The organism is Corynebacterium accolens (assembly GCF_023520795.1).
Taxonomy (GTDB): Bacteria; Actinomycetota; Actinomycetes; order Mycobacteriales; family Mycobacteriaceae; genus Corynebacterium; species Corynebacterium accolens.
Genome location: NZ_CP046605.1, coordinates 92,215 through 113,213 on the forward strand (window position 1 = coordinate 92,215; position 20,999 = coordinate 113,213).

At 55.2% G+C, this 20,999-nt stretch carries 20 protein-coding genes and 1 pseudogene; 12 read left to right on the forward strand and 9 right to left on the reverse strand.

Going from position 1 to position 20,999, the window contains the following annotated elements; all coding sequences use genetic code 11:
• Window positions 1-2: 2 nt before the first annotated feature.
• On the reverse strand, window positions 3-470 hold the full coding sequence (locus CACC_RS11685) for a DDE-type integrase/transposase/recombinase (protein WP_430733309.1): 468 nt from the start codon (window positions 468-470) through the stop codon (window positions 3-5).
• A gap of 381 nt (window positions 471-851) precedes the next feature.
• Window positions 852-1,050 (reverse strand): annotated as a pseudogene (locus CACC_RS00445) (hypothetical protein).
• A 54-nt stretch (window positions 1,051-1,104) separates the two neighbouring features.
• Between CACC_RS00445 and CACC_RS00450 the strand changes: the two are divergent.
• The 6 genes from CACC_RS00450 to CACC_RS00475 all read left to right on the forward strand — a co-directional run bounded on the left by CACC_RS00450 (window position 1,105) and on the right by CACC_RS00475 (window position 4,401).
• On the forward strand, window positions 1,105-1,788 hold the full coding sequence (locus CACC_RS00450) for a LysE family translocator (RefSeq protein WP_005276246.1): 684 nt from the start codon (window positions 1,105-1,107) through the stop codon (window positions 1,786-1,788).
• A gap of 106 nt (window positions 1,789-1,894) precedes the next feature.
• Window positions 1,895-2,542: a LysE family translocator gene (locus CACC_RS00455; RefSeq protein ID WP_005276251.1), complete on the forward strand. Its 648-nt coding sequence runs from the start codon at window positions 1,895-1,897 to the stop codon at window positions 2,540-2,542.
• Window positions 2,543-2,551: 9 nt separating this feature from the next.
• Window positions 2,552-2,881, forward strand: a complete 330-nt coding sequence (locus CACC_RS00460) for a YbjQ family protein (protein ID WP_005276253.1) — start codon at window positions 2,552-2,554, stop codon at window positions 2,879-2,881.
• Between the two features lie 57 nt (window positions 2,882-2,938).
• Complete coding sequence (locus CACC_RS00465; protein WP_005276256.1) at window positions 2,939-3,223, forward strand: RNA-binding S4 domain-containing protein; 285 nt, start codon at window positions 2,939-2,941, stop codon at window positions 3,221-3,223.
• Window positions 3,224-4,051 (forward strand): VOC family protein, encoded by an 828-nt coding sequence (locus tag CACC_RS00470; protein WP_005276257.1) that lies wholly within the window; start codon window positions 3,224-3,226, stop codon window positions 4,049-4,051.
• 20 nt (window positions 4,052-4,071) lie between these two features.
• Window positions 4,072-4,401, forward strand: coding sequence for an MGMT family protein (locus CACC_RS00475; protein WP_005276260.1), 330 nt, complete (start codon window positions 4,072-4,074; stop codon window positions 4,399-4,401).
• Here the strand turns inward: CACC_RS00475 and CACC_RS00480 are convergent.
• Window positions 4,385-6,010, reverse strand: a complete 1,626-nt coding sequence (locus CACC_RS00480; RefSeq protein WP_005276263.1) for an amidohydrolase — start codon at window positions 6,008-6,010, stop codon at window positions 4,385-4,387. The two genes, CACC_RS00475 and CACC_RS00480, sit on opposite strands and share 17 nt — an antisense overlap.
• Window positions 6,011-6,213: 203 nt before the next feature.
• Here CACC_RS00480 and CACC_RS00485 point away from each other — a divergent pair, with 203 nt between their 5' ends.
• Window positions 6,214-7,569, forward strand: a complete 1,356-nt coding sequence (locus CACC_RS00485) for an MFS transporter (RefSeq protein ID WP_050755809.1) — start codon at window positions 6,214-6,216, stop codon at window positions 7,567-7,569.
• On the opposite strand, the gene CACC_RS00490 is transcribed toward CACC_RS00485, so the two are convergent.
• The gene (locus CACC_RS00490) at window positions 7,566-9,059 is read right to left on the reverse strand and encodes a PucR family transcriptional regulator (RefSeq protein WP_005276267.1); all 1,494 of its coding nucleotides are present in this window, start codon (window positions 9,057-9,059) and stop codon (window positions 7,566-7,568) included. The two genes, CACC_RS00485 and CACC_RS00490, sit on opposite strands and share 4 nt — an antisense overlap.
• A gap of 146 nt (window positions 9,060-9,205) precedes the next feature.
• Between CACC_RS00490 and gabT the strand changes: the two genes are divergently transcribed.
• Window positions 9,206-10,534: a 4-aminobutyrate--2-oxoglutarate transaminase gene (gabT, locus tag CACC_RS00495; protein ID WP_035108231.1), complete on the forward strand. Its 1,329-nt coding sequence runs from the start codon at window positions 9,206-9,208 to the stop codon at window positions 10,532-10,534.
• 28 nt (window positions 10,535-10,562) lie between these two features.
• On the opposite strand, the gene CACC_RS00500 is transcribed toward gabT, so the two are convergent.
• From CACC_RS00500 to CACC_RS00510, 3 genes are all read right to left on the reverse strand, one after another.
• The gene (locus CACC_RS00500) at window positions 10,563-11,615 is read right to left on the reverse strand and encodes a histidinol-phosphate transaminase (protein ID WP_005276271.1); all 1,053 of its coding nucleotides are present in this window, start codon (window positions 11,613-11,615) and stop codon (window positions 10,563-10,565) included.
• Between the two features lie 103 nt (window positions 11,616-11,718).
• Entirely contained in the window at window positions 11,719-13,044 is a 1,326-nt protein-coding gene (locus tag CACC_RS00505; RefSeq protein WP_005276274.1) for an amino acid permease, read from the reverse strand.
• A 70-nt stretch (window positions 13,045-13,114) separates the two neighbouring features.
• Window positions 13,115-14,368, reverse strand: coding sequence for a M20 family metallo-hydrolase (locus CACC_RS00510; RefSeq protein ID WP_005276275.1), 1,254 nt, complete (start codon window positions 14,366-14,368; stop codon window positions 13,115-13,117).
• A gap of 100 nt (window positions 14,369-14,468) precedes the next feature.
• Here CACC_RS00510 and CACC_RS00515 point away from each other — a divergent pair, with 100 nt between their 5' ends.
• Window positions 14,469-15,803: a helix-turn-helix domain-containing protein gene (locus tag CACC_RS00515; RefSeq protein WP_155802664.1), complete on the forward strand. Its 1,335-nt coding sequence runs from the start codon at window positions 14,469-14,471 to the stop codon at window positions 15,801-15,803.
• A 7-nt stretch (window positions 15,804-15,810) separates the two neighbouring features.
• On the opposite strand, the gene CACC_RS00520 is transcribed toward CACC_RS00515, so the two are convergent.
• A complete protein-coding gene (locus CACC_RS00520; protein ID WP_005276277.1) occupies window positions 15,811-17,466 on the reverse strand; it encodes a thiamine pyrophosphate-dependent enzyme in 1,656 nt (551 codons plus the stop codon).
• Between the two features lie 130 nt (window positions 17,467-17,596).
• Between CACC_RS00520 and CACC_RS00525 the strand changes: the two genes are divergently transcribed.
• The 3 genes from CACC_RS00525 (at window position 17,597) to CACC_RS00535 (ending at window position 19,646) form a co-directional block, all read left to right on the forward strand.
• Window positions 17,597-18,496 (forward strand): LysR family transcriptional regulator, encoded by a 900-nt coding sequence (locus CACC_RS00525; protein WP_005276279.1) that lies wholly within the window; start codon window positions 17,597-17,599, stop codon window positions 18,494-18,496.
• Between the two features lie 58 nt (window positions 18,497-18,554).
• A complete protein-coding gene (locus CACC_RS00530) occupies window positions 18,555-18,725 on the forward strand; it encodes a hypothetical protein (RefSeq protein WP_005276281.1) in 171 nt (56 codons plus the stop codon).
• Between the two features lie 117 nt (window positions 18,726-18,842).
• Window positions 18,843-19,646 (forward strand): hypothetical protein, encoded by an 804-nt coding sequence (locus CACC_RS00535; RefSeq protein WP_249852947.1) that lies wholly within the window; start codon window positions 18,843-18,845, stop codon window positions 19,644-19,646.
• Window positions 19,647-19,664: 18 nt separating this feature from the next.
• Here the strand turns inward: CACC_RS00535 and CACC_RS00540 are convergent, their stop codons facing one another.
• On the reverse strand, window positions 19,665-20,996 hold the full coding sequence (locus CACC_RS00540) for an SLC5/6 family protein (protein ID WP_005276284.1): 1,332 nt from the start codon (window positions 20,994-20,996) through the stop codon (window positions 19,665-19,667).
• Window positions 20,997-20,999 lie beyond the last annotated feature (3 nt).

Genomic DNA, 20,999 nt, shown 5'->3' on the forward strand with positions numbered 1-20,999 from the left:
AGTCACCGACAGTCCCAGTGGAAGCGGCAATCCCGTGCTGGGTAAGTCGCTCGTTGTAGACAACGCTGACGTACTGCGAGCCGTGATCCGAATGGTGAATGAGACCTGTTGTTTCCCTCGCACTCTTGGGTCGCTTGGTTGAGTGCTTGCAGCGGCAAAGCTTCGGTCCGCATCGAATCTGACAGCGCCCACCCGACGATCCGCCGGGAGTAGACGTCGGTGACAAACGCGGTGTAGACGAATCCTTTTCGTGTCCGTACATAGGTAATGTCAGCCACCCACAGTTTATTCGGGCCTTGAGCTTTAAATTCACGCTCGACCAAATCTGGGCGCAAATCAGGCACGTTAGCTTTTCGGATTGTGATTGGTGATCCGCCTGTGCCTTTGCCAGAAACGCCAGCCAGGCGCATCAGTCGGGCGGTTTGTTCACGCCCGATATCGATTCCGTCACGGCGAAGAGCATGCCACATTTTCCGCACACCTAAGACACCATAATTATCCCGATGAACAGCACTAATGCGTTCAACCAGAACACCCGTCGCGAAGTCGACGAGCACTTAACCCGCGAGCCTTGGACTGGCGATACCCACGCGAGGTGATAAACCCACCAGCCCGGTTATTTTTCAACGTCTTACAAATGAACTCGGGCAGAGAAACGATTCCGGTATTCATCGATGAACCGGATCATTTCTTAACGTTTCGGGTCGAGTCATGAGGCGAAAAAAGCCGAGGCAGCCTTCAACAACTCATTAGTATCGCGTAGCTGGTGATTTTCACGGCGCAGCCTGGCATTTTCGGCGGCCAAATCTTCAGGTACAGGTTCTGGGATGTTTCCTGCACGGCGGGCAGGCTTAAGTCCATTGACGAGCCGTGTGCCATGAAACCCCCAGCTTTGGGGCTACTGCCTGGCACGCGGGGCGCATCGACATATTTTCCGCCACGATGCGGTCTTCCACGAGACGGACCACACGGTCCTTTGCATCCTGGTCAAATTTTCTTGGCATGTTCCAGATTTTCCCATCTACTCAAACGGAACAAAACCTGGGACACTTCACTACTATTATTTACAGACTGAAACCTCTATCTGGTACAAGGATCTAGTTCATGACCATTTCCTCACTTCTTACCCTGATGGGGATTTGGCTCGCGGCTTTGGTGTCTCCGGGCCCGGATATCGTGCAGGTCATCCGCGTGGCCCCACGATCCACGCGCGCCGGGCTATTGTGCGCGGTGGGGGTATTTAGCGGGACGGTCTTTTGGATTGTCGCCTCCCTGGCCGGGTTATCGGCGCTAATTACGGCGCGGCCGGGCGTGCTGAGCATCTTGCAATTGCTCGGTGGGCTTTTCTTGCTGTACATGGGCGTATCGTCCCTGCGCAGTGGGTTAGCCGCGCGGCGCGCACCCGCCCGCGAGGTGGACACGGAAGACTATGCGGACCAGGCGCGGGCGGCTGGCGATGCCGACGTCGAAGACATGACCAACTGGCGGGCCTTCAAGCTGGGGCTGGTGACTAACCTGTCGAACCCCAAGGCTCTTGTATTTTTCGGTGCGGTATTCGCCCAATTCATCCGCCCGGATATGTCCGTGGGGTGGACTATCGCGGTGGCGTTAATCCTCGCGGCCATGTCCTTCGCGTGGTTTTCCGCCTTTGCGCTGCTCGTGCGCGCGGCCGCGCGGTGGACGGCGCGGTATTCCGCCGGCATCGATATGGTCTCAGGCCTCGTCTTTGGCCTGCTCGGTGTGGTGATGGCCGGGGAGGGCGCCACCGCGCTGCTGAAGTCACAGTAGTTACCTGTTTCGCTGCAGGTGAGACACTTCCTACAGTTGAATGCGTTAGTAAAAATGCATACGAATGTGGAGGTGTTAGGTGGCTATAGGTGCCCTTGTGACCCTGATGGGCGTATGGTTCGCGGCCATGGCTTCGCCGGGGCCGGATGTAGTGCAGATTATCCGCCTGGGTGCGCGGTCCACCCGCGCGGCGGTGTGGGTGGCCATTGGCAGCACGACAGGCCTTGCCCTCTGGACCATCGCGTCGCTCGCCGGGCTTTCGGCATTGATCTCTACGCATGAGGGCATCCTGGTGCTCCTGCAGGTCCTAGGCGGCAGCTATCTGCTGTGGATGGCCTATAGCGCGATTTCCTCCGGCCTGCGGGAACGGCGCGCACCCGCCACCGTCGTGGGCACGGAAAAGCAGGCACCCCAACCGCGCGGATTCACCCCGGACGGCATCATCAAGGCAAAGACGGCCTACCGCATGGGGTTGGTCTGCGATCTTTCCAACCCCAAGGTGGTCATCTTCTTCGGCGCCATCTTTGCCAATTTCATCGACCCAGGAATGGGCGTGGGCGGAAACGTCGTCGTCGCAGCGGTACTGGTACTAGAAAGCTTGGTGCTCTTCGTCGGCGTCGGCTTGAGCACGCGCGCGGTATCGAAGTGGATGGCCAAGAACTCGGCGTGGGTGGACATCGTCAGTGGCATCGTCTTCCTGCTCCTCGGCGTGGTTATCCTCTTTGAAGGCATCCGCGGGCTTATTGCGATGTAGGCTGAAGTTATGATTTTTACTACCACAAATACCGTCGATGGTTATGAAATCACCAAATACCTGCGCATCATCGCTGGTGAGACCGTTACCGGCATCAATATGCTCAAAGACTTCGGGGCATCGATACGCAATATCACCGGCGGTCGCGCCTCCGGCTATGAAAGCGAAGCCATCAAGGCCCGCGAGGCGGCGCTGGATGAATTGTGGCGCCGCGGCCAGGAATTGGGCGCTGATGGCGTGGTGGGCATCGCCTTCGACTATTCCCCAATGGGCACCAATAATGACATGCTGTTGGTCACCGCCACGGGCACGGCGGTCTCCCTGCGCGCGCGTGACTAAGTGCGTGCACCCCCACCCATAGTCGCGCGGCAGCGGGCTCTGGGTAAGCTGGGCGGCATGCTTGAGGTTGCAATTTCTGGCGAGTCCATCAAATTGGGCCAGTTTATTAAACTGGCTAGCTTGGTCGGCACCGGTGGTGAAGCCAAGGAACTTATCGCAGAAGGCGCGGTGACGGTCAACGGTGAGACCGAAACCCGCCGCGGCGCCACGCTGCAGATTGGCGATGAGGTGTGCATCGAAGGCACCTGCGCGCGCGTGGGCGAGCCCGACGATGATGATGACTATTTTGATGAAGCCACCGCAGATGATGACTTTGATCCGGAAAAGTGGAGGAATCTATAAATGCCCGCATTTGAAGCCGAAGTAGGCATGCCCTACTGGATCGATCTGACCACCTCGGATCCCCGCAAGTCCGCCCACTTTTATGAGCAGGTCTTGGGCTGGGAAATCTCGGCCGAGTCCCAGGAGGACAACCCCTATCAGATGGCGCGCCTGCAGGGCCTGCCCATCGCCGGCCTCATCCCGCAGCCGGAGGAAGCCCCCATACCGGATACCTGGGTGACCTACTTCCTCTCCAAGGACATCGACGGCGATTGCCAGCGCACGGAGAATCTCGGCGGGCGCATCCTCGCCGCGCCCCAGCCCGTGCAGCTGGGCCACATGGCCCTGCTTGCCGATGCCGCCGGCGGCATGTTCGGCCTCATCCAGCCCTCCGGCCCGGAGCACTTCGTTGCCGGTGGCGAACCCGGCACCCCGGTATGGCACGAGTTGACCGCCACGACGCGATTCCAGCAGGCCATGGACTTTTATGGCGAGCTATTCAACTGGGAGATTCGCGCCATGGAGTCCGAGGACGAGAATTTCATTTACGCCACGGCGGAAGAAGACGGCGCGCCGTTTGCAGGCTTGTGGAATGCCGAAGGCCAGTTCCCACCCCAGGTGCCGAGCTTCTGGCAGACCTACCTCGGGGTGCGCGATATCGATGCCGCCGCCAAGAAAGCGGTAGAGCTCGGCGGTGAAATCATCCGCGAGCCGTGGGATTCCCCCTTCGGGCGCATGTGCCTGCTCGCGGATTCCACCGGCGCGACCGTCACCCTGACTGAGGTCGAAGACGCCCCCGAGGATGAGCCCACCGAATCCGATGACGTGCTCAACCCCACCAGGGACTAAGCGGCAGGCAAGAGGCGTTTATGTCAGACTCCTCTGATTTGGCACAGCGCGTACTAGCCATCGTGGCCGTTATCCCGCCCGGCAATGTGTCCTCCTACGGGGAGGTGGCAAAACTCGCCGGGTGCGGGGCCCGCAATGTCGGCACCGTCATGAATAGGCACGGTGGTAACGCCGCCTGGTGGCGTGTGGTCCGCGCCAATGGTGCCTCCCACGATCCCGTTCGCGCGGAAGAATACTGGGACCGCGAGGGCATCGAGCACTCCCACGGGCGCGTTGCCATGCATAAGCACGGCATGGATGCGCGGGACCTAAGCGAATTATTGGGCGATGATGCTATGCGCGATGAATGATTTCTCCACCACGCATAGTTGCATTCACCGGAATAGAAGATAGCTCTTCAGTCGGGGTTTCAAGCGGGTTTTGCTGCAAGAAGGCGATATCTGCAAGGAATCCTTCTTCAATTTTTCCTTTGTGTCCACTCCAACCGGTAGCACGTGCGGAACCAATCGTATAGGCATCGATAGCTTGCCGTACGCTTATGCGCTCAGCAGGGGAATACGCACTATTGGAAGAGGTTAATCTTTCTACAAAAGATTGGATAACCTTTAACGGGGCGCCTTCAGCTACAGGCCGGTCAGAGCTTCCAGGTAATACGGCGCCGGCATCAAGTAACCTCTTAGCTGGGTAAGAATCCTTAACTCGGTCCGGCCCCAAGAGCTCTGCCATGCTATCGCCGAATGCCTTAATAAAATGTGGCTGCGGGGCTAATGCGATATCGAGTTCTGCAATGCGTTGTACCTGCGCATCAGTGGTGACCCCACCATGCTCGATGCGGTGAGGAATGGTAGGGCGCCCATAAGCGGCGGTTGCCTTGTCGATGGTGTCGATGGCAAGGTCTACCGCGGCATCGCCGAGTGCGTGCATTGCTAAAGACCACCCAGAAGCGGCGGCCCGCAGCGCGCTGGCTTGCATGGCTTCTGGGTCGTGCTGGAAATAACCGGAATTTCCCGCACACTGACAATAGTCATGAGTCATAGCCGCCGTCGTCCCGAGGATGGACCCATCTGTGAAAATTTTCGTAGGTCCAATTTGTAGGCGGTTGTCTCCCAATCCCGTGCGCATTCCGGTATCGAGGGTCAGAGCTTTTGGATCATCGGCGTGATGGGGAAGGTCGTGCAAGGCGTCTAGTGTGATCATCGTCTGTACACGGTGTCGTAGAAGATTATTGTCTCGAGCATTTTGATAAGCCTGCAGTTCAAGCGGGGAATGCCCAATCCATCCACCGGCAATTCCTGCATCGGTGACAGAGGTAAGGCCTTCTGCGGCATAGACCTTGGATGCCGCCGCTAATGCCTTTTCCAAGTGAGGAAGGGACTTCGGCTCGAGGAGCTCATTAATCGGGCGCATAGCATTTTCATCTAGTACTCCAGTAGCCTTTCCGCTTTCATCCACATTGATGGTTCCCCCTTCGATCTTTTGTTCAGGGTGGGTGCCAATGCCGGCGCGTTCTAAGGCCTCAGAGTTCACTGTTATTGCGTGCCCCGAATTGTGTTTTATAAGGAGGGGCCGCCCCTTGGTAATGGAATCGAGGGTATTGATATCAAGGGGGCCGTCATTCAACAGATGTGGGTTAAAGCCCGAGGCGATGATCCACTCACCCTCAACCTCATCGAGTGATCGCTTTAGGGCGTCATACACGGTGGAACATTTACGCGCATCAGCAAGGCTAATCTCTAAGAGGGTTTCGCCGAACCATACCGAGTGCGCATGGACATCGTTGAAGCCAGGTAGGGCGTAGCTTCCTTCGGCATCGAATTCTGTGTGAGCTGAGGAAGCGAAAGGGGCCTCTCCCGCTGGGGCAATATTGGCGATTTGTTCCCCGAAAACGGCGATATCGTATAGCCTGTTCGTCTCCGTTAAGGGCAGATGAACATTGCGGATAATAGTGCTGAACTGCATCGTAACTCCCTATAGTTGCTTGGGTCACACCCTAACAGGTGGGAAATCTTCAGGGGGAGGGATTGCCGGTAAAGCTCGTTGAATTGTGCATTTATCCAATATGAAGATGATTATATTGTAAAAAATTAGGTTTGTTATAAGTTTATTTGCGCTGGGTCACAGTCTGTATAAAGTGTTGGCCAAGCTAATGAACGGAGAAAAAGTTGTCCGAACCACACAAAACGGCCCTTTCTGGGGCGCACCAGAACGAGGAAAATATAAGTGAGGAAGTCGTAAGCCAAGATATGGGACGGATTGCCTTATCGGCATTCGTCGGTACTGCCTTGGAATGGTATGACTTCTTCTTATTCGGTACAGCTTCGGCTCTGATTTTTAATCACCTATTTTTTGCATCAGGGGACCCGGCAACCGCGGCGTTGGCATCCTTTGCCACTTTTGGTGTGGGATTTTTAGCTCGTCCGCTAGGCGGCGTGCTGTTTGGTCAAATGGGCGACAGATGGGGACGCCGCCCCGCATTGATTCTTTCCATTGTGGTTATTGGTACTGCAACTGGGCTGGTAGGTGTCCTCCCAGATTACTTTGCCATAGGCATCGCCGCGCCTATCCTGCTGACATTGTTACGGCTTCTGCAAGGTATTGCAGTTGGTGGTGAATGGGGTGGCGCAACCACACTCGCTATTGAACACGCACCGGAAGAAAAGCGTGCTCGATATGCATCGCTCGTACAGGTCGGTTCGCCTGCAGGCACATTGCTTTCCTCCGGCGCTTTTGCCTTGGTCTTTATGCTGGACGATGGCCAAGTAGATTCGTGGGGCTGGCGAATTCCATTCCTTGCAGCTTTCCCTTTGCTCGGGGTAGCGCTATGGATTCGTATGCAGGTTGAAGAATCTCCTGTATTTCGGGCCTTGGAAAATGAAGCAGAAAGCGCACCAAAAGGTTCGCTCAAGGAGCTGTTTACTCAATGCGCGCCTCAGCTTTTGTGGTCGACTCTCGCTGCGCTTTTGGGTATCGGTGGATTCTTCGTGATGAACACATACGTGCTGAGTTATGGTTCTTCGGCGCTTGGGCTAGAAAGGCAGTCATTGGTCAATGCGACTGTCTTGGCCGCTGTATTCCAGATACTCATCTTGTTCTTTTTAGGCCGCCTTGCAGAGAGGATTGGCAGCAGTCGAGTGGTTGTCTTCGGCGGCATTTTAACCGCTATTGCGGCATGGCCATTGTGGCTAATGATCGACACTGGGAATATGGCATTGGTAACGGTGGCCATCGTTTTGGGGATTTGCTTTGCCACCATTCCTTATTCCGTTATTGGCGTGTTGTTGGGGCAGATGTTCCCAGCCAATCTTCGCTATTCCGGCATGGCCATTAGCTACAACGTATCAGGCGCAATCTCGGGGCTTTTGCCGCTCATTGCTACATGGTTGAACTCTTTCCATGAAGAGCAATCCATAGTTCCAGCCATTATCATCCTCATCATTATTGCTCTTGCGACTGCCCTCGGTGGGTTCATGGGAGGCCGTCACCAACGAAGCGATGATGTGCAGGTTCGGGAGAGTTAGTCGCTGACCACTAGGAGTAGGAGCTCAGCGCTAACAATCGGATCTGCGAGGTCGACTCCGCAGAGTGCTTGAATTTTTCCGATTCGGGCGCGCACGGTATGTCGGTGGACCGCGAGGCGTTCCGAGGCGGAAGCGATTTGAGAGCCAGCGAGCAAGAATGCTTGAAGAGTGGGGAGCAATTGTGTCCCGTGCTCGGTATCGTAATCAGTCAAAACATCTATGGTGGTGCGGCGGCGTTTTTCTAGTGCCTCGCGGACGTACGGGTTATGTAGCCAATCTGGTGCGGGTGATGAGTAGACGCCGCTCGTCCCGCGGTCAAGGCTATGTGCATGTTTATTCATCTGCGCTATTAGCTCGGGATTGACTTCGCGCCAGGGTATTCGCGGAAGGATTGAAACACGCACTGTTGGAAGATTGGGTGCGGAAAGTACTTTTTCCTGCGATACATCGTCTGCGGGGGCGGTGACGATTAGAGCAGCCGAGTTATCTACGGGCAGGTGGAAGTAATTGGTTCCGCCTTGTGCGGTCGTATGTTTTAGTGAAGCTAGGACTCGCCGTAACTGTGCTGGGGTGTCAGCGCACACTAAGTAAGCGGTGACGTTATCGGATGTGGAGAGTGTTGAAAATGCAGCCTCTAGGAGCATTGGCACTGAGGATTCCAATTGCACAGCTAGGGCTAGTTGTCCCAAAAGGTCCTGTGCAGTGGACCACGGGGGCTGCAGAAGCAAGCCAGCTAGCCCGACTACATGTCGGATTAGCGCGCGGTCAAAAGAGCCTATTTTTTCGGTGGCGCAGACTGTGAGCCCGTAACGATGCTGGGAATTGCTCTGGAAGTAGGTAGTTACCGTGGATAGGTTCCCTGAATTTTTAGAGTTCACAGAATGTGCCGTTGACGGTGAGTCCGAGACAGAGAAACTGGAATCATTCGTTGTTTTCAACGCATCGAGTCCTTGATACGTAGCACTTGCAATCTCAATGCCCTGGGCATCGGTGAGGGTGACTGCGGCGTGTAGCTCTTTTCCGGCATGAGTTATGAGCGAATTAATGCCTTGGGTCGCAGCACGATTTAATCGCTCTTGTTGGCGCTCAAATACGCGTCGTTGTTCTTGGTCTTGGCGGGTGAACTCCGCATTTACAGCGTTGATGATGGATATGAACGGAATGGCACGGGGGACCTCAAATAGCGTAAGGCCATGGTCTATGCATGCGCGTTCTAGCTCGGGAGGCACCTTAGAAAAAACCAAGCCGGTTCCGAATCCGATGCCGTGTACACCGGCCGAGGCCAGCGTGCGTGCGTAGAGAGAGAAGTCCGCCGGGGAGTGTTCAAAGGCCAGACCCAAGGTAAGGACGACTGCTCCTTCCTTGGTGAATTCGGTGGGATTTTTAAGTTCACTGGCTTGGACCGTGGTGAAAGACTGGTGTGGAGAATGAAGCGGGCGCAGTTGTAGTTTGCTTTGGTGAAAAAGCCAGGTAAAAGTACTGGTGCTCATAAAAGTCTCGCTTGCTGTCGGAGTAGCTATACGGTCTGTATATCACAGTGGGAAATTTCCACCATAGTGTACGTAGAGGAGAATCTATGTAGGCGGTCACAATGTATTTAGACAGGTTGAAAATCACTGTGTGGAAAGGACACGATATGCGAGAGCTTGAATACCGTTTGGAGCAAACGCGCAAGGTAGAGGGACAGCTCCCTGGCCCAAAGAGTGCTGAATGGGATGCCCGGCGTAAGGCTGCACTGCCGGCTGGGCTCAATCCAGGTTTGCCTGGCTACGTGGTGGATGCCGATGGCGGAATCCTTGTAGACGCAGATGGAAACCGATTCATCGACTTGGCTTCCGGCATTGCAGTGACCTCTGCGGGCGCCTCTAATCCGGCGGTTGTACAGGCAGTACAGGAGGCGGTCGGGCATTTCACGCATACGTCTTTTCCCATCTCACCGTATGCCTCATACGTCGAGGTTGCGGAAAAGCTCAATGCGGTGACACCCGGTGATCACGAAAAGCGCACCATCCTATTTAATTCTGGAGCGGAGGCTGTAGAAAACGCGGTCAAGATTGCCCGCAATTACAGTGGTAAAACCAGTGTGGCCGTGATGGACCGCGCGTTCCACGGCCGCACCAACCTCACTATGGCGATGACCGCCAAGCAAAGCCCTTATAAGTCAGGGTTTGGGCCATTTGCGCCGGATGTCTTCCGCGCACCGATGTCTTATCCGGTTCGCGATGGCCTTAGTGGAGAAGAAGCCGCAAAACGCACTATTACCACTTTGGAACAAGAGATCGGTGCCTCTAATTTGGCTTGTGTGGTCATCGAGCCGATCCAGGGTGAAGGCGGCTTCGTTGTTCCTGCGGAAGGTTATCTTCCCGCCATTGTTCAGTGGTGTAAGGATAATGACGTTATCTTTATCGCAGACGAAATCCAGGCTGGCATGATGCGCACTGGTACTTGGTTTGCTAGTGAGCATGAGGGCATTGTTCCCGATATGATCACTACCGCGAAGGGCATTGCCTCTGGCATGCCGCTTTCTGCTGTAACTGGGCGTGCCGAAATTATGGATGCTCCGCAACCAGGCGGCCTTGGCGGCACTTATACCGGTAACCCGGTGGCCTGTGCAGCTGCCTTGGCCACATTTAAAGAATTTGAAGAAAAAGACTTCGGCTCTCGTGCCACCCGTTTGGAAGACATTGCGCGAGAGGAACTGGCGGAGCTTATCAAGGATGAGCGTGTTGCCGACTTCCGCGGTCGCGGCGCGATGCTGGCACTGGAGTTTGTCACAGCGGACGGTGAGCCAGACTCTGAGTTGGTGCATAAGATTGCCGCCGCTGCGAAGGAGGAAGGAATTCTGATATTGACCTGTGGTCTTGACCACAACGTCATCCGCTTCCTGCCTTCACTAGCTATTCCAGAGCACTTGTGGCGCGAGGGCTTGCAGGCGGTCGTGGACAAATTCCACGAATTTAAGTAAAGCCGGTTTGGCCTTTGTGCCACCCGGCCTAGTCGCCGGTTTCCCCTTCCCAAGGCTGGATACCGGCGCGCTCCCAAGCGTTGAGGAAGGCTGTTGTCTCTTCTTCGGTGGTGATAGAAACGCGCACGCCCTCATCGAGGTAACGACGGATAATAATGCCTTCCTCCGAAATCTTTCGTTCTACTTCTTTAGCATCACCTCGTGGTAACCAGACGAAATTGGCACGTGATTCGGGAACACCGAGGGCCTGTGCCACGCGGGTGCGCTGGCGTTTGGTTTCGTCCACGCGTGCATCCAGCTCATCTTGAGCATGAAGTGCGGCGATAGCGCCCAGTTCGCCAATGTAGCTGACAGTGAGGGGCAAGGCGAGGAGATTGAGGGCATCGACAAGCTCGGGTGATGCCATGCCATAGCCCACGCGCGCGCCTGCAAGACCAAAGGCTTTGGAGAAAGTCCGGGCGCCAATGAGATTTGGGTAGTTCTGAATCTCCTTGGCCGCATTTGGGCTATCCGGATCATCGTTGTATTCCCAGTAGGCTTCATCTAGGAGGACCACGATGTCCTTCGGTACCCGAGCCATGAAGTTTTCGAATTCTTCCTGGCTAATGGTGGTGCCGGTGGGATTATTAGGGTTGCACAGGATGATAAGGCGCGTTCTATCGGTGATTGCATCGATCACTGCATCGAGGCCTAGTCGGTCATCATGTGTAAGCGGAGTCATTATGGGTTCGGCGCCAGCCATGCGCACATACAGCGGATAGGCTTCAAAAGAGCGCCATGGAAAGATGACTTCGTCGCCGGTATGGCAGGTAGCCATCACTGCTTGCTGCACAATGGCGGATGCTCCTGGGGCTACCGCGATGTTTTCTTCTGGTAGGCCCAGATAAGTCGATAGTTCCGCTCGCAGTTCTGGTGAGCCATTGATTTGGTACCGATTCGCCACAGAAGCCGCCTGCGTCATAGCCCCCAGAACGGATGGAAGGGGTGGATTTGGAATTTCATTTGCAGAAAGCTTGAGCTTATTTGGCTCAGTTTTACCGGGCTTGTAGTCGGGGAATTTGTGCAAATCATCGCGTAGCATCGTAGTGCTTCTCCTTAAGATCGAATGTCAGCAGTGGAGAGATCGACGTTGAAATATAATGACAATCTTTTGAATTGACAAGGACGGAGAGGAAAGGGGGCCTTTAAATCAGGTTCCAGACCGTTACGGCCATAATGACAAGGCCCATTCCAAAGACGAAGTAATTCCAGATATCATCCTTGAACTGGGAATAGTCATCAAACTTCTTAAACATGTAGACGGGCAGTAGGTAGACCAAGAAGGCAACGAAGATGCCACCGACCACGGAAATCATGTCCACAATGGAAGGGTTATAGACGGACACCAAGGTGGTAGCCGTAAACACAATGATGTAAATGATATTGAGCAAGGTACGGCGGGACACCTTATTTGCCAATCGCGGTACAGCGATGCGCAGCAAATACTCCGTGCCTTCCTCAGAGCCCAACATGTGTCCAAAGTAGGAAGAAATGATTGCGCACATGGTGATAATCGGCGCCATGTAGGCCATGAATTGTGAGCCCGTAATGTTTGCAAAGTAGGACAACACGGGGATGTTTTGCTCGGTCGCTTCCTTCATGCCGTCTGCACCCAGAGCTAGTACACAGGACCAGACGAAGAACATGGTGAATACGACCAGCAGAGCGGCAGTATAGACCTCCGTGCGAGAGACATGTTTTTCCGTCTTATCGCCGTAGGCGGGCTGCATATCTACGGAGAATTGTGAAAGCGCTGCCATGTGGGAAAAGGAAAAGACCAGGACTGGCAGAATTAACAGAATCCCTTTCAGGATGCTTAAGCCACCGTCTTCATACTCAAAGTGGATAAAACTTTGGATATCCCACTTTGGAATCAAATAGAACGAGGTGGCAGCCAGGGTGATGATGAGCGGGTAGACCAGTATTTGCGCTAGCCACAGCATGGGCTTGCGGCCAATGGCAAAAAGGCCAGTCATGATGCCAACGCAGACGATAGATAGTACCCACCGGTTAATGCTGGGGCCATCGAGCTGGTTGACAATGAAACTGTCGACCACGTTGGTGATGCTGATGCCATAAATGAGCACCGTCGGGACGATGGCCAACCAATACAAAATGGCGATGAAAAGTCCACCATTGCGACCTAAGTAATGGCGTACAAGCTCCAGGACATCTTTGCCGTGCTGTTCTTTTGGGGCACCGCTGACGATCCGAGCGTAAGTCCGGTGAGAAAAGTACACCAGCGGGAAGATGAAAACTGTGGCAAATACCAGCGGCCAAAAGCCAAACGAACCGGCGTTAAGCGGTAAGAAAAGAATGCCGGCACCAACGGCGGTGCCAAACAAGGTGATTACCCAGGAAAGAGTGGAACCAGTCGTTTCGGCCTTTTGCTTTTGCTGCGAATTATCACCCGGCGAGGAAGGATTATCAGTGTTTTCTGTGTTCGCCGGATCGTGAATTGGGGTACTCATAATGGTCCTCAGTTATTAATTGGGGCGGATGGAATGAAAAGCCAGTCTTTTGACTACCGCGGTCCGCGATTTAAGCGTTAAGTGCGCCTTGGCATAGCTCAGTCAGGGTGGCTGTCATCATGCGCACGCCGTCTTCCATGTCTTCATCTTTCGTAAACTCTGCCTCATTATGAGAGATGCCGTCTACGCTGGGGATAAAGAGCATGACGGTGGGACAAGTATCTTTCATATTGGTCGAGTCGTGCCCCGCTACGGTTTGGACTTGTTCGTGCTTGAGGCCAAGCTCAGTGGCAACCGCATCGGCCAGGTGGACGCCTTCTGGTTGGTAGGGCGATAGCTTCCACTCATGCGTGGGGGTGAGTTCAATTTTTACCTTGGCTTCTAATTCGGCTTTGCTAACGATGTCGCGTACTGCCGCGTAGCCCTCATTGAGCGTGTCCCAGTCTGGGGAACGCAGGTCCAGGTTCATCTGCACTTCGCGGGCGATGGTGACTGGGGAATTGGGTAGGACTTTCATGGTCGAAACGGAGGCCTGCAGCGGGTGTCCTTCGCGGGCTTCGGCATAGCGGCGTAGTTCCGAAATCACAATGGAAGCACCAAAGAGTGCGTCTTGACGATCCGCCAGAAGGGTGGATCCAGTGTGCCCCTGTTCGCCGCTGACAGTGACTTGGAATTTTTTGGCGCCCCACGTCTCAGCCACGAGCCCGATGGTGGCACCGGAGTTATCCATGCCGCGTCCCTGCTCGACATGGATTTCCGCATACGATGCGGCCTTGGGTGGGGTAAAGCTGCCGATGAACCCGTGGCGTTCCAATTCAGAGCGGGCAGTGGTCCCATCCAGCGCAGTTGATTCATAGGCGCTGGTGAGATCCATCTTTCCGGTATAAACCGAGCTACCCATCATGGAAGGTGTAAAGCGCGAACCTTCTTCGTTGAACCAATTGACCACCGCGAGATTATGGGTGGGGGTGAGCTCGCCAGCCTCCACTCGGCGCTTGACTTCAAGCGCCGCGTGGGCGGAGGCCAGGACTCCGTAAGAGCCGTCGAAGCGCCCTGCTAGAGGTTGGGAATCCATGTGGGACCCAGTGAGTACGAAGTCGGCACCGTCTATGAAATTGAGCAATCCGTATTGGTTGCCAATCTCATCGTATTCGACGCGGAAATCGTGGCTTTCTAGCCAAGTATGGAACCAGCGGCGTACGGCAGCATCCTCGTCGGTGGCTGCCTGACGGTCGATTCCGCCGCCTGAGGTGGCACCGAAAGAAGACATGGTATGAAAGTCCTCGATAAATTCCGGTGTGTCTTGTGTCGAAGTAGCAGACATAAAAGGCTCTCCTCAGCTCTTTGTAGTGTGCATCACAAAGAAACACATTAGCGAGCAATATTACGTTTTATTAGTGAATTTGAGAAAATGATGGGTTATAGTGGCTTTTATTGTGCATTTGCACAAAAGAGGTTGGAGAGAGCTGAGGCCGGTAATGGGAGGTGCAATGCCCGCAGAAAGGCTGGATACAGAGTGGAATGACCTCGTCCGCAGCATCGAAGGGGATGTGGGCACATTCGTCGATGAGTTCATCACGGAGTTTTTAGCACGCAGCCCCTACGGTGATATCGCCGTTGATGAGTCGGATTTGCGGGAAACTTCACGGGCGGTATTTACCGCATTGATTACTAAACTATGGGATGCTCCCCAGGGCGAGTCGGCCCTTCCTGTTGGCGAGCAAGCAGCGCTTGATAGGCGCTTACAGGAATTTGGCCGCTTGCGGGCACTGCAAGGGATTTCCATTACTGCGGTGGTAGAGATCATGCGCCTAGACTTCATCGTTCTTTGGCGCGGGCTAGCTAAGCGTTCCACCCCACAGACTCAACGTGCTCTAATCGCGAATGCAGAGCGGGTACAAGCTGCCGTTGATGAGATTTCTTCCCAAGTCAGGGTGGCGTTTATGCAGCAACAAGCGGCGATGCGCAATGACGCGAGGGTCAGTGCGCACCGTCACTTGGAAAGACTGTTTAATGCCCCAGAGCTAAGTCAGAACCAATTAGAGTCTATTGCCCAGGCCTTAGGGGTGGACCAACATGAGGTTTATGATGTTCTCGTTGCTGGTCCCTCACACGCCGCCCAGTTGGAGCAGGCTTTGGCGCCGTATCTGGCGGCCGGTTCGGCGTGGGGTATTTATGTGCGCCAGGCTTTTTGCGCTTTTTACCCGGTTGCAACAGCACGAGGTAATGAGGCGGCACCAACGGCAAGTCCAGAGGTTGCAGACGCGTTAGCACCAGAGGAATCCTGTGGCTTAGATCGTGCCCGTGAGATGACTGCGAAGGCCGTTTCCAGCATTGTTCTGCCAGCCCAACGTGGGATTGGGGCGGTGCGCGCGTGTAGTGGCGGGCTTATTGATATGGCGGCGGCGGTAGAAGCTTCCGGCGTGATGGGTGATAAGGGACCAATAGCAGCCGAGGAAGCTTTGCCCATAGCCTTAAGTAGTTATGCGTATCATCTGCTTCCCGGCGGTACTGATGAGCCCGTAAACTGTATGGAGCGATTGCCGGACAAAGAACGCACCAAGTTGATTGATACAGTCACATCCTATTTTGCGGACGGTTCTATCAAAAGCACCGCCCGCGCGCTGGATTGTCATCGCAATACAGTCATTAACCGGCTCAAGCACTTTCAAGCAGTAACAGGGTTATCACCATTGGTGCCTGCCGATGCGTTCTACATAGGAATGGTGCTCTATCGGCTAAAGCACCCTGTTAAATAGCGCGGTTTTATCGCGCCGCAGGCAATGACAGATCCTGATCGGTATACACATTGACCACGGCCGGAATGCCGTTATTTACTGCCTTCAAAGCGCGTTCGATGGCTCCGGCAACATCCGCGTCCGCATCCACTGATTCTCCATGGGCACCGTACCCTTTGGCGACGGCGGCAAAATCTGGATTAGCCAATTGCGTACCGGAGACACGGTCTGGGAAGTGATTTTTTTGGTGATCGCGGATGGTGCCGAATTCACCGTTGGTCATGATGACCGTCAAAAATGGTGCCCCGAATTGTACAGCCGTGGCAAGTTCCTGACCATTCATCAGGTATTCCCCGTCGCCGGCAATGGCAACCACGGGGCGTTCAGGGAATTGCAATTTCGCCGATACCGCACCTGGGACGGAATAACCCATCGACCCGTTGCGCGCTGCTAGTTGAGAAGGGTAGTGCTGGGTGGGCAGAAATTGTTGTGCCCAAATGCAGTGGTTGCCTGCACCAAAGGTAAAAATGGCCTCTTCCGGGAGTTGGTCTTGCAACGCCTTAATGACTGCTTCCATATGCGCGGTGCCTGCAGAGGTTGCTCGCCAGTCCGACTCACTTGGAATGGTGGAGAACTCCTGGTGAGCGCGACGAGCGTTTTTAAACCACTCGGATTGCGCTGAAGATATCTCTCCGGTGTTGATGTTGTCGAGGGCTTCCGCCAAGGCAACGGGGGAAGCCAAGATATGGCGGCTGATGGCTCCGGAATGTCCACGTAGGCCGGTATCGATGTTGACCACGATATTTTCCGCATGGGGATCTTGGCGCAAGGTATATCCGTCGGAGGGGACATCGGTAAGCAAAGCTCCTACCTCCAGTAGCACATCGGCTTCGGAAAGGAGCTCTGCAGCACGATCATTGCGGCCATAGCCCAACCAACCGGCATTGGCTGGCGAAGAAAAGGAGATGCGGTCGCTGGCGCGAAAATCGTGCACCACGGGAATCTGGTTGATTTCCGCGAACTTTTCGATCGCTCGCGCGGATTCTGGGGTCCAGCGGCCGCCGCCGGCAAAAATTAACGGCTTTTTGGCAGCAGCCAGCTTTTCCGAAACATAAGCGGCATCCGCTGCAGAAACGGCTCCCTCCGTCACTGGGATGGGTGCTTCAATTTCGCCTTCAAAGTCCTGGTAGAGCACATCTTCTGGTAATCCCACGATCACGGGGCCGGGACGGCCTTGCTTGGCCTGGAAGAAGGCTTCTGCCACGACGCGGGAGGCGCGCGTTGGATCATCGAGGACGAAAACCTGCTTGGCCTGAGTGCCAAACCACGCCTTAGGGTCGAATTCCTGGAAGGACTCACGGTCGCGGTCAGAGAAGGGGATGAGACCGACGAAGATAACCATTGGAGTGCCATCCTGCCAGCCGGTGTGGACTCCTACGAAGGCATTGGACGCGCCGGGGCCGCGGGTGACCATGGCAACACCGGGCTCGCCCGTAGCCTTGCCGTAAGCCTCTGCCATATAGGAAGCGCCGCCTTCTTGGCGGGACACGATCGCTTCTACAGGTGAGTTATACAGCCCGTCCAGGACAGGCAGGAAGCTTTCCCCAGGGACGAGGAATGCCCGAGAGGTGCCGTGGGCAGCCAGGGATTCGGCGATAGCGGTACCAACATGGCGACGAGTCATAGCAGTCACTCCTTAAAACTGTGCGCTGAATTACTGCATTCATTATCCCAGTCTGATGCTATGCCTGTCTAATGTCTAAACCGCTGCTATTTCATTACCACTACGCATAATCAATGCCTAAAATGGGTATGTGGATATACAACGCGTCAAATATTTCCTTACCCTAGCGGATTCGCCCACAGTCACCGCAGCGGCTTCTAAGCTCGGCATTACCCAACCGGCATTGAGCCGGCAATTGCGTCGCTTCGAAAAAGAGGTCGGCCTCGAGCTGTTGGAGAGAGGCACGGGTGCAACTGGTTCTCCTGCTACCTCATTGCGGTTGAACGATACGGCTCGGTCACTTCTTCCCTCGTGCCGTCGCCTTTATGCTGAAAACCGAAGTACCGAACGTGCCGCAGAAGTCCTGCGGCAAGGTGTCGTAGAACGGCTAATTATTGCTGCGACACAAACTACGATTTCCACCATCGTGGCGCCTCTGATTGCTACCGCTCAAGAAGGCATTCCAGTGATTACCACCCAGCCGATAGAACACTATGCAGCATTTAATGCTTTGGAAGGCAATGCCGATGCCGTGGTGTCTCCATTGCCCCCACGAGATGACCTCTGCTTTCATGCGTTGGGGCAAGCCCCCATTCGCGCCTGGGTGCCGCCCAACTGTGCGTTGGCCGGGCGGGACAACGTGGATATTGCGCAGCTATCCCAACACAGATTGGCGCTTCCTAGCCACCGCAGCGTGTCCCGCACTCTGTTTGATGCCTTCCTTGGTACCGCAAGCGCCCCGCTCGGAGAGATGATTGAATGCGATGACACCGCCACCTTATTGGCGTTAGCTAAAGCGGAGAAGGCCCTTGCGATTTGTACTGCAATTGCCGAGGCTAACTTGGTACCGCTAAAAATTACTGCGGGCGACGAAAGCCTTCAGGGGGTACCGCTGTATTTGGTGTGGAATCCGGGCCATTTTGCTAGCGCGCAATTAGAGAAATTGGGCGATGCACTGCAGAACTATATTGCTGCGGCTACGACGGCCTAAAGCGATAGTCTGGGGAACGTAAGAATGGCGGACAAAATAGCGCCTCCTCTGCTGTGTTGTGGTTATAGCTGTCATCGTTGCTTGCGTATTTATTGCCGCGCAGTACGAACTAAACGCTTGGCGGATACAACAAGAGCGCTATGGGTGGGGCATCGAGCACTCCCACGGGCGCGTCGCCATGCATAAGCACGGCATGGATGCGCGGGACCTAGAAGTATTGCTGCAATAGATAGTACAATAGGGAAACTTTTTGCATTTATAGCCTGCGGCGATGTACATCCAGGGCTACGCTAAATGCGTTATGAAAAAGCTGGCAATAAGTTCTCTCGTTACCGCACTTTCCTTCGTGACCATTCCCGCTGCCCAAGCGGTCAGCCTCGATCCCCACTCCGTGCCTGAGCGTACGCAGATCACCGTCAGGCACGATTCCGGCGCCACCGTCTCTACCGCCAATAGTCATGAGTCCCGCCCGGCGCTGTCCTTGAGCAAGATTTACCTGGGATATTGGGTGCTCAAGTACGGTTCTGTTGCCGATAAAGCCCAGGTAGAACATATGATCCGCTATAGCGACGATAACGTGGCCAGCGACCTGGATCGCCGCTACCCGCAGGCCATTCCCAGCATCATCCAGGAATTCGGGCTGAGCGAGACTCACTACACCGGCTACTGGGGAACCACGCAGACCTCGAGCGAAGATGTCGCGCGGTTTACTGCCGAGATCCAGCACGATCCCGTAGCGGCACCCATTTTCGCGGGAATGGCCACCGCGGCTCCCGTGGCCGCGGATGGGTACCGCCAGGATTTCGGCACCGACCACATTCCCGGAGTATGGGGCACCAAATTCGGTTGGTCCGATGACCGCACCATCCACGCCTCCGTATCTACCGGGCATGGATTTACCGTAGCCGCCAATACGTACGGCGATGCGCAGACCCATACCGCGGATGTCACGCGCGGCATCGGCAATGCGCCGGTCGGCGGATCCAGTGAGGCCATCGGCGCGCGCATCGAAAATGACCTCAACCTGCCAGAACCTGCGCAGCAGGCGCTTCGCGATGCCACCCGCACCGCCGCCGACCTCGAGCGCCAAGCGTGCGCGAACGCTAATCAAGCCCTAGCGCAGGTAAGCCAAGTTCGGGTGTGCCAATAAGCGCCGAAGGGCTGGCCTTTAGATCAGGTTCCAGACGGTCACGGCCATGATGACAAGGCCCATGCCAAAGACGAAGTAATTCCAGATGTCGTTTTTGAACTGGGAATAATCATCGATCTTTTTAAACATGTAGACCGGCAGCAGGTAGACCAAGAATGCCACGAAGATGCCGCCGACCACGGAAATCATGTCCATGATGGAGGGGTTGAAGACGGCCACGAGGGTCGTTGCCACGAATACGATGACATAAATGGTGTTGAGCAGCGCGCGGCGCGAGAGCTTATTGGCCATGCGGGGAACGGCAATGCGCAGGAGGTACTCGGTGCCTTCCTCGGAACCAAGCATGTGCCCGAAGTAGGAAGAGATGATCGCGCACATGGTAATAAGCGGTGCCATATAACCAATGAACGGCGTGCCCGTGACGTTGGCGAAATAAGACAGCACCGGGATGTTTTGATCGGCTGCCTCCTTCAATCCGTCCGCGCCGAGCGCGAGGACGCAGGACCAGACGAAGAACATGGTAAATACCACGAGCATTGCGGCGGTATAGAGCTCCACGCGGGAGACGAATTTCTCCGTCTTCTTGCCGTAGGCCGGCTGCACGTCTACGGAGAACTGCGATAGCGCGGCCATGTGGGAAAAGGAAAAGACCAGAACCGGCAGGATGAGCAGAATACCTTTAAGGATTCCCCAGATACCGCCTTCGTATTCAACGTTGAGGAAGCTTTCAAAATCCCACTTGGGGATCAAGTAAATGGAGGTTGCCGCCAGGGCGATGATGAGCGGGTAGACCAGCATTTGCGCCAGCCACAGCATGGGGCGGCGGCCGATGGCAAAAAGGCCCGTCATGACGCCTACGCAGGCAATGGACAATATCCACCGATTGATGCTCGGCCCGCCGAGCTGGTTGACGATGAAGCTATCGACCACGTTGGTGATGCTGATGCCGTAAATGAGCACCGTCGGCACGATGGCCAGACAGTACAATACGGCGATGAAGAGGCCGCTATTGCGGCCTAGGTAGTAACGCACCAGCTCCAGGACATCCTTGCCGTGCTGTTCTGGTGGCGCGCCGCTAACTATGCGGGCGTAGGTCCGGTGGGAAAAATACACCAACGGGAAGATGAAGACGGTGGCGAAGACGAGCGGCCAAAATCCGAAGGCACCTGCGTTGAGCGGCAAAAAGAGGATGCCGGCACCAACACCGGTGCCAAAAAGCGCGATGACCCAAGACAGGGTGGAGCCCACTGCCTTTTGCCGGTTGGCTTCCTCTGCGGAGTTTTCGGGAGCTGCCCCCTCTGTACTTTCCGTGCTGTTATCCGTGCGGGACTCGTAAGTTGGGGCATTCATGAA

Bases quoted from the DNA above. Each gene is read 5' to 3' on its own strand.
- CACC_RS00520 (WP_005276277.1), bottom strand. From the start codon at position 17,466: ATGACTCGTCGCCATGTTGGTACCGCTATCGCCGAATCCCTGGCTGCC.
- CACC_RS00475 (WP_005276260.1), top strand. From the start codon at position 4,072: ATGTCAGACTCCTCTGATTTGGCACAGCGCGTACTAGCCATCGTGGCC.
- CACC_RS00470 (WP_005276257.1), top strand. From the start codon at position 3,224: ATGCCCGCATTTGAAGCCGAAGTAGGCATGCCCTACTGGATCGATCTG.
- CACC_RS00540 (WP_005276284.1), bottom strand. From the start codon at position 20,996: ATGAATGCCCCAACTTACGAGTCCCGCACGGATAACAGCACGGAAAGT.
- CACC_RS11685 (WP_430733309.1), bottom strand. From the start codon at position 470: ATGTGGCATGCTCTTCGCCGTGACGGAATCGATATCGGGCGTGAACAA.
- CACC_RS00490 (WP_005276267.1), bottom strand. From the start codon at position 9,059: ATGAGCACCAGTACTTTTACCTGGCTTTTTCACCAAAGCAAACTACAA.
- CACC_RS00510 (WP_005276275.1), bottom strand. From the start codon at position 14,368: ATGTCTGCTACTTCGACACAAGACACACCGGAATTTATCGAGGACTTT.
- CACC_RS00450 (WP_005276246.1), top strand. From the start codon at position 1,105: ATGACCATTTCCTCACTTCTTACCCTGATGGGGATTTGGCTCGCGGCT.
- CACC_RS00505 (WP_005276274.1), bottom strand. From the start codon at position 13,044: ATGAGTACCCCAATTCACGATCCGGCGAACACAGAAAACACTGATAAT.
- CACC_RS00480 (WP_005276263.1), bottom strand. From the start codon at position 6,010: ATGCAGTTCAGCACTATTATCCGCAATGTTCATCTGCCCTTAACGGAG.
- CACC_RS00455 (WP_005276251.1), top strand. From the start codon at position 1,895: ATGGGCGTATGGTTCGCGGCCATGGCTTCGCCGGGGCCGGATGTAGTG.
- gabT (WP_035108231.1), top strand. From the start codon at position 9,206: ATGCGAGAGCTTGAATACCGTTTGGAGCAAACGCGCAAGGTAGAGGGA.
- CACC_RS00460 (WP_005276253.1), top strand. From the start codon at position 2,552: ATGATTTTTACTACCACAAATACCGTCGATGGTTATGAAATCACCAAA.
- CACC_RS00500 (WP_005276271.1), bottom strand. From the start codon at position 11,615: ATGCTACGCGATGATTTGCACAAATTCCCCGACTACAAGCCCGGTAAA.
- CACC_RS00465 (WP_005276256.1), top strand. From the start codon at position 2,939: ATGCTTGAGGTTGCAATTTCTGGCGAGTCCATCAAATTGGGCCAGTTT.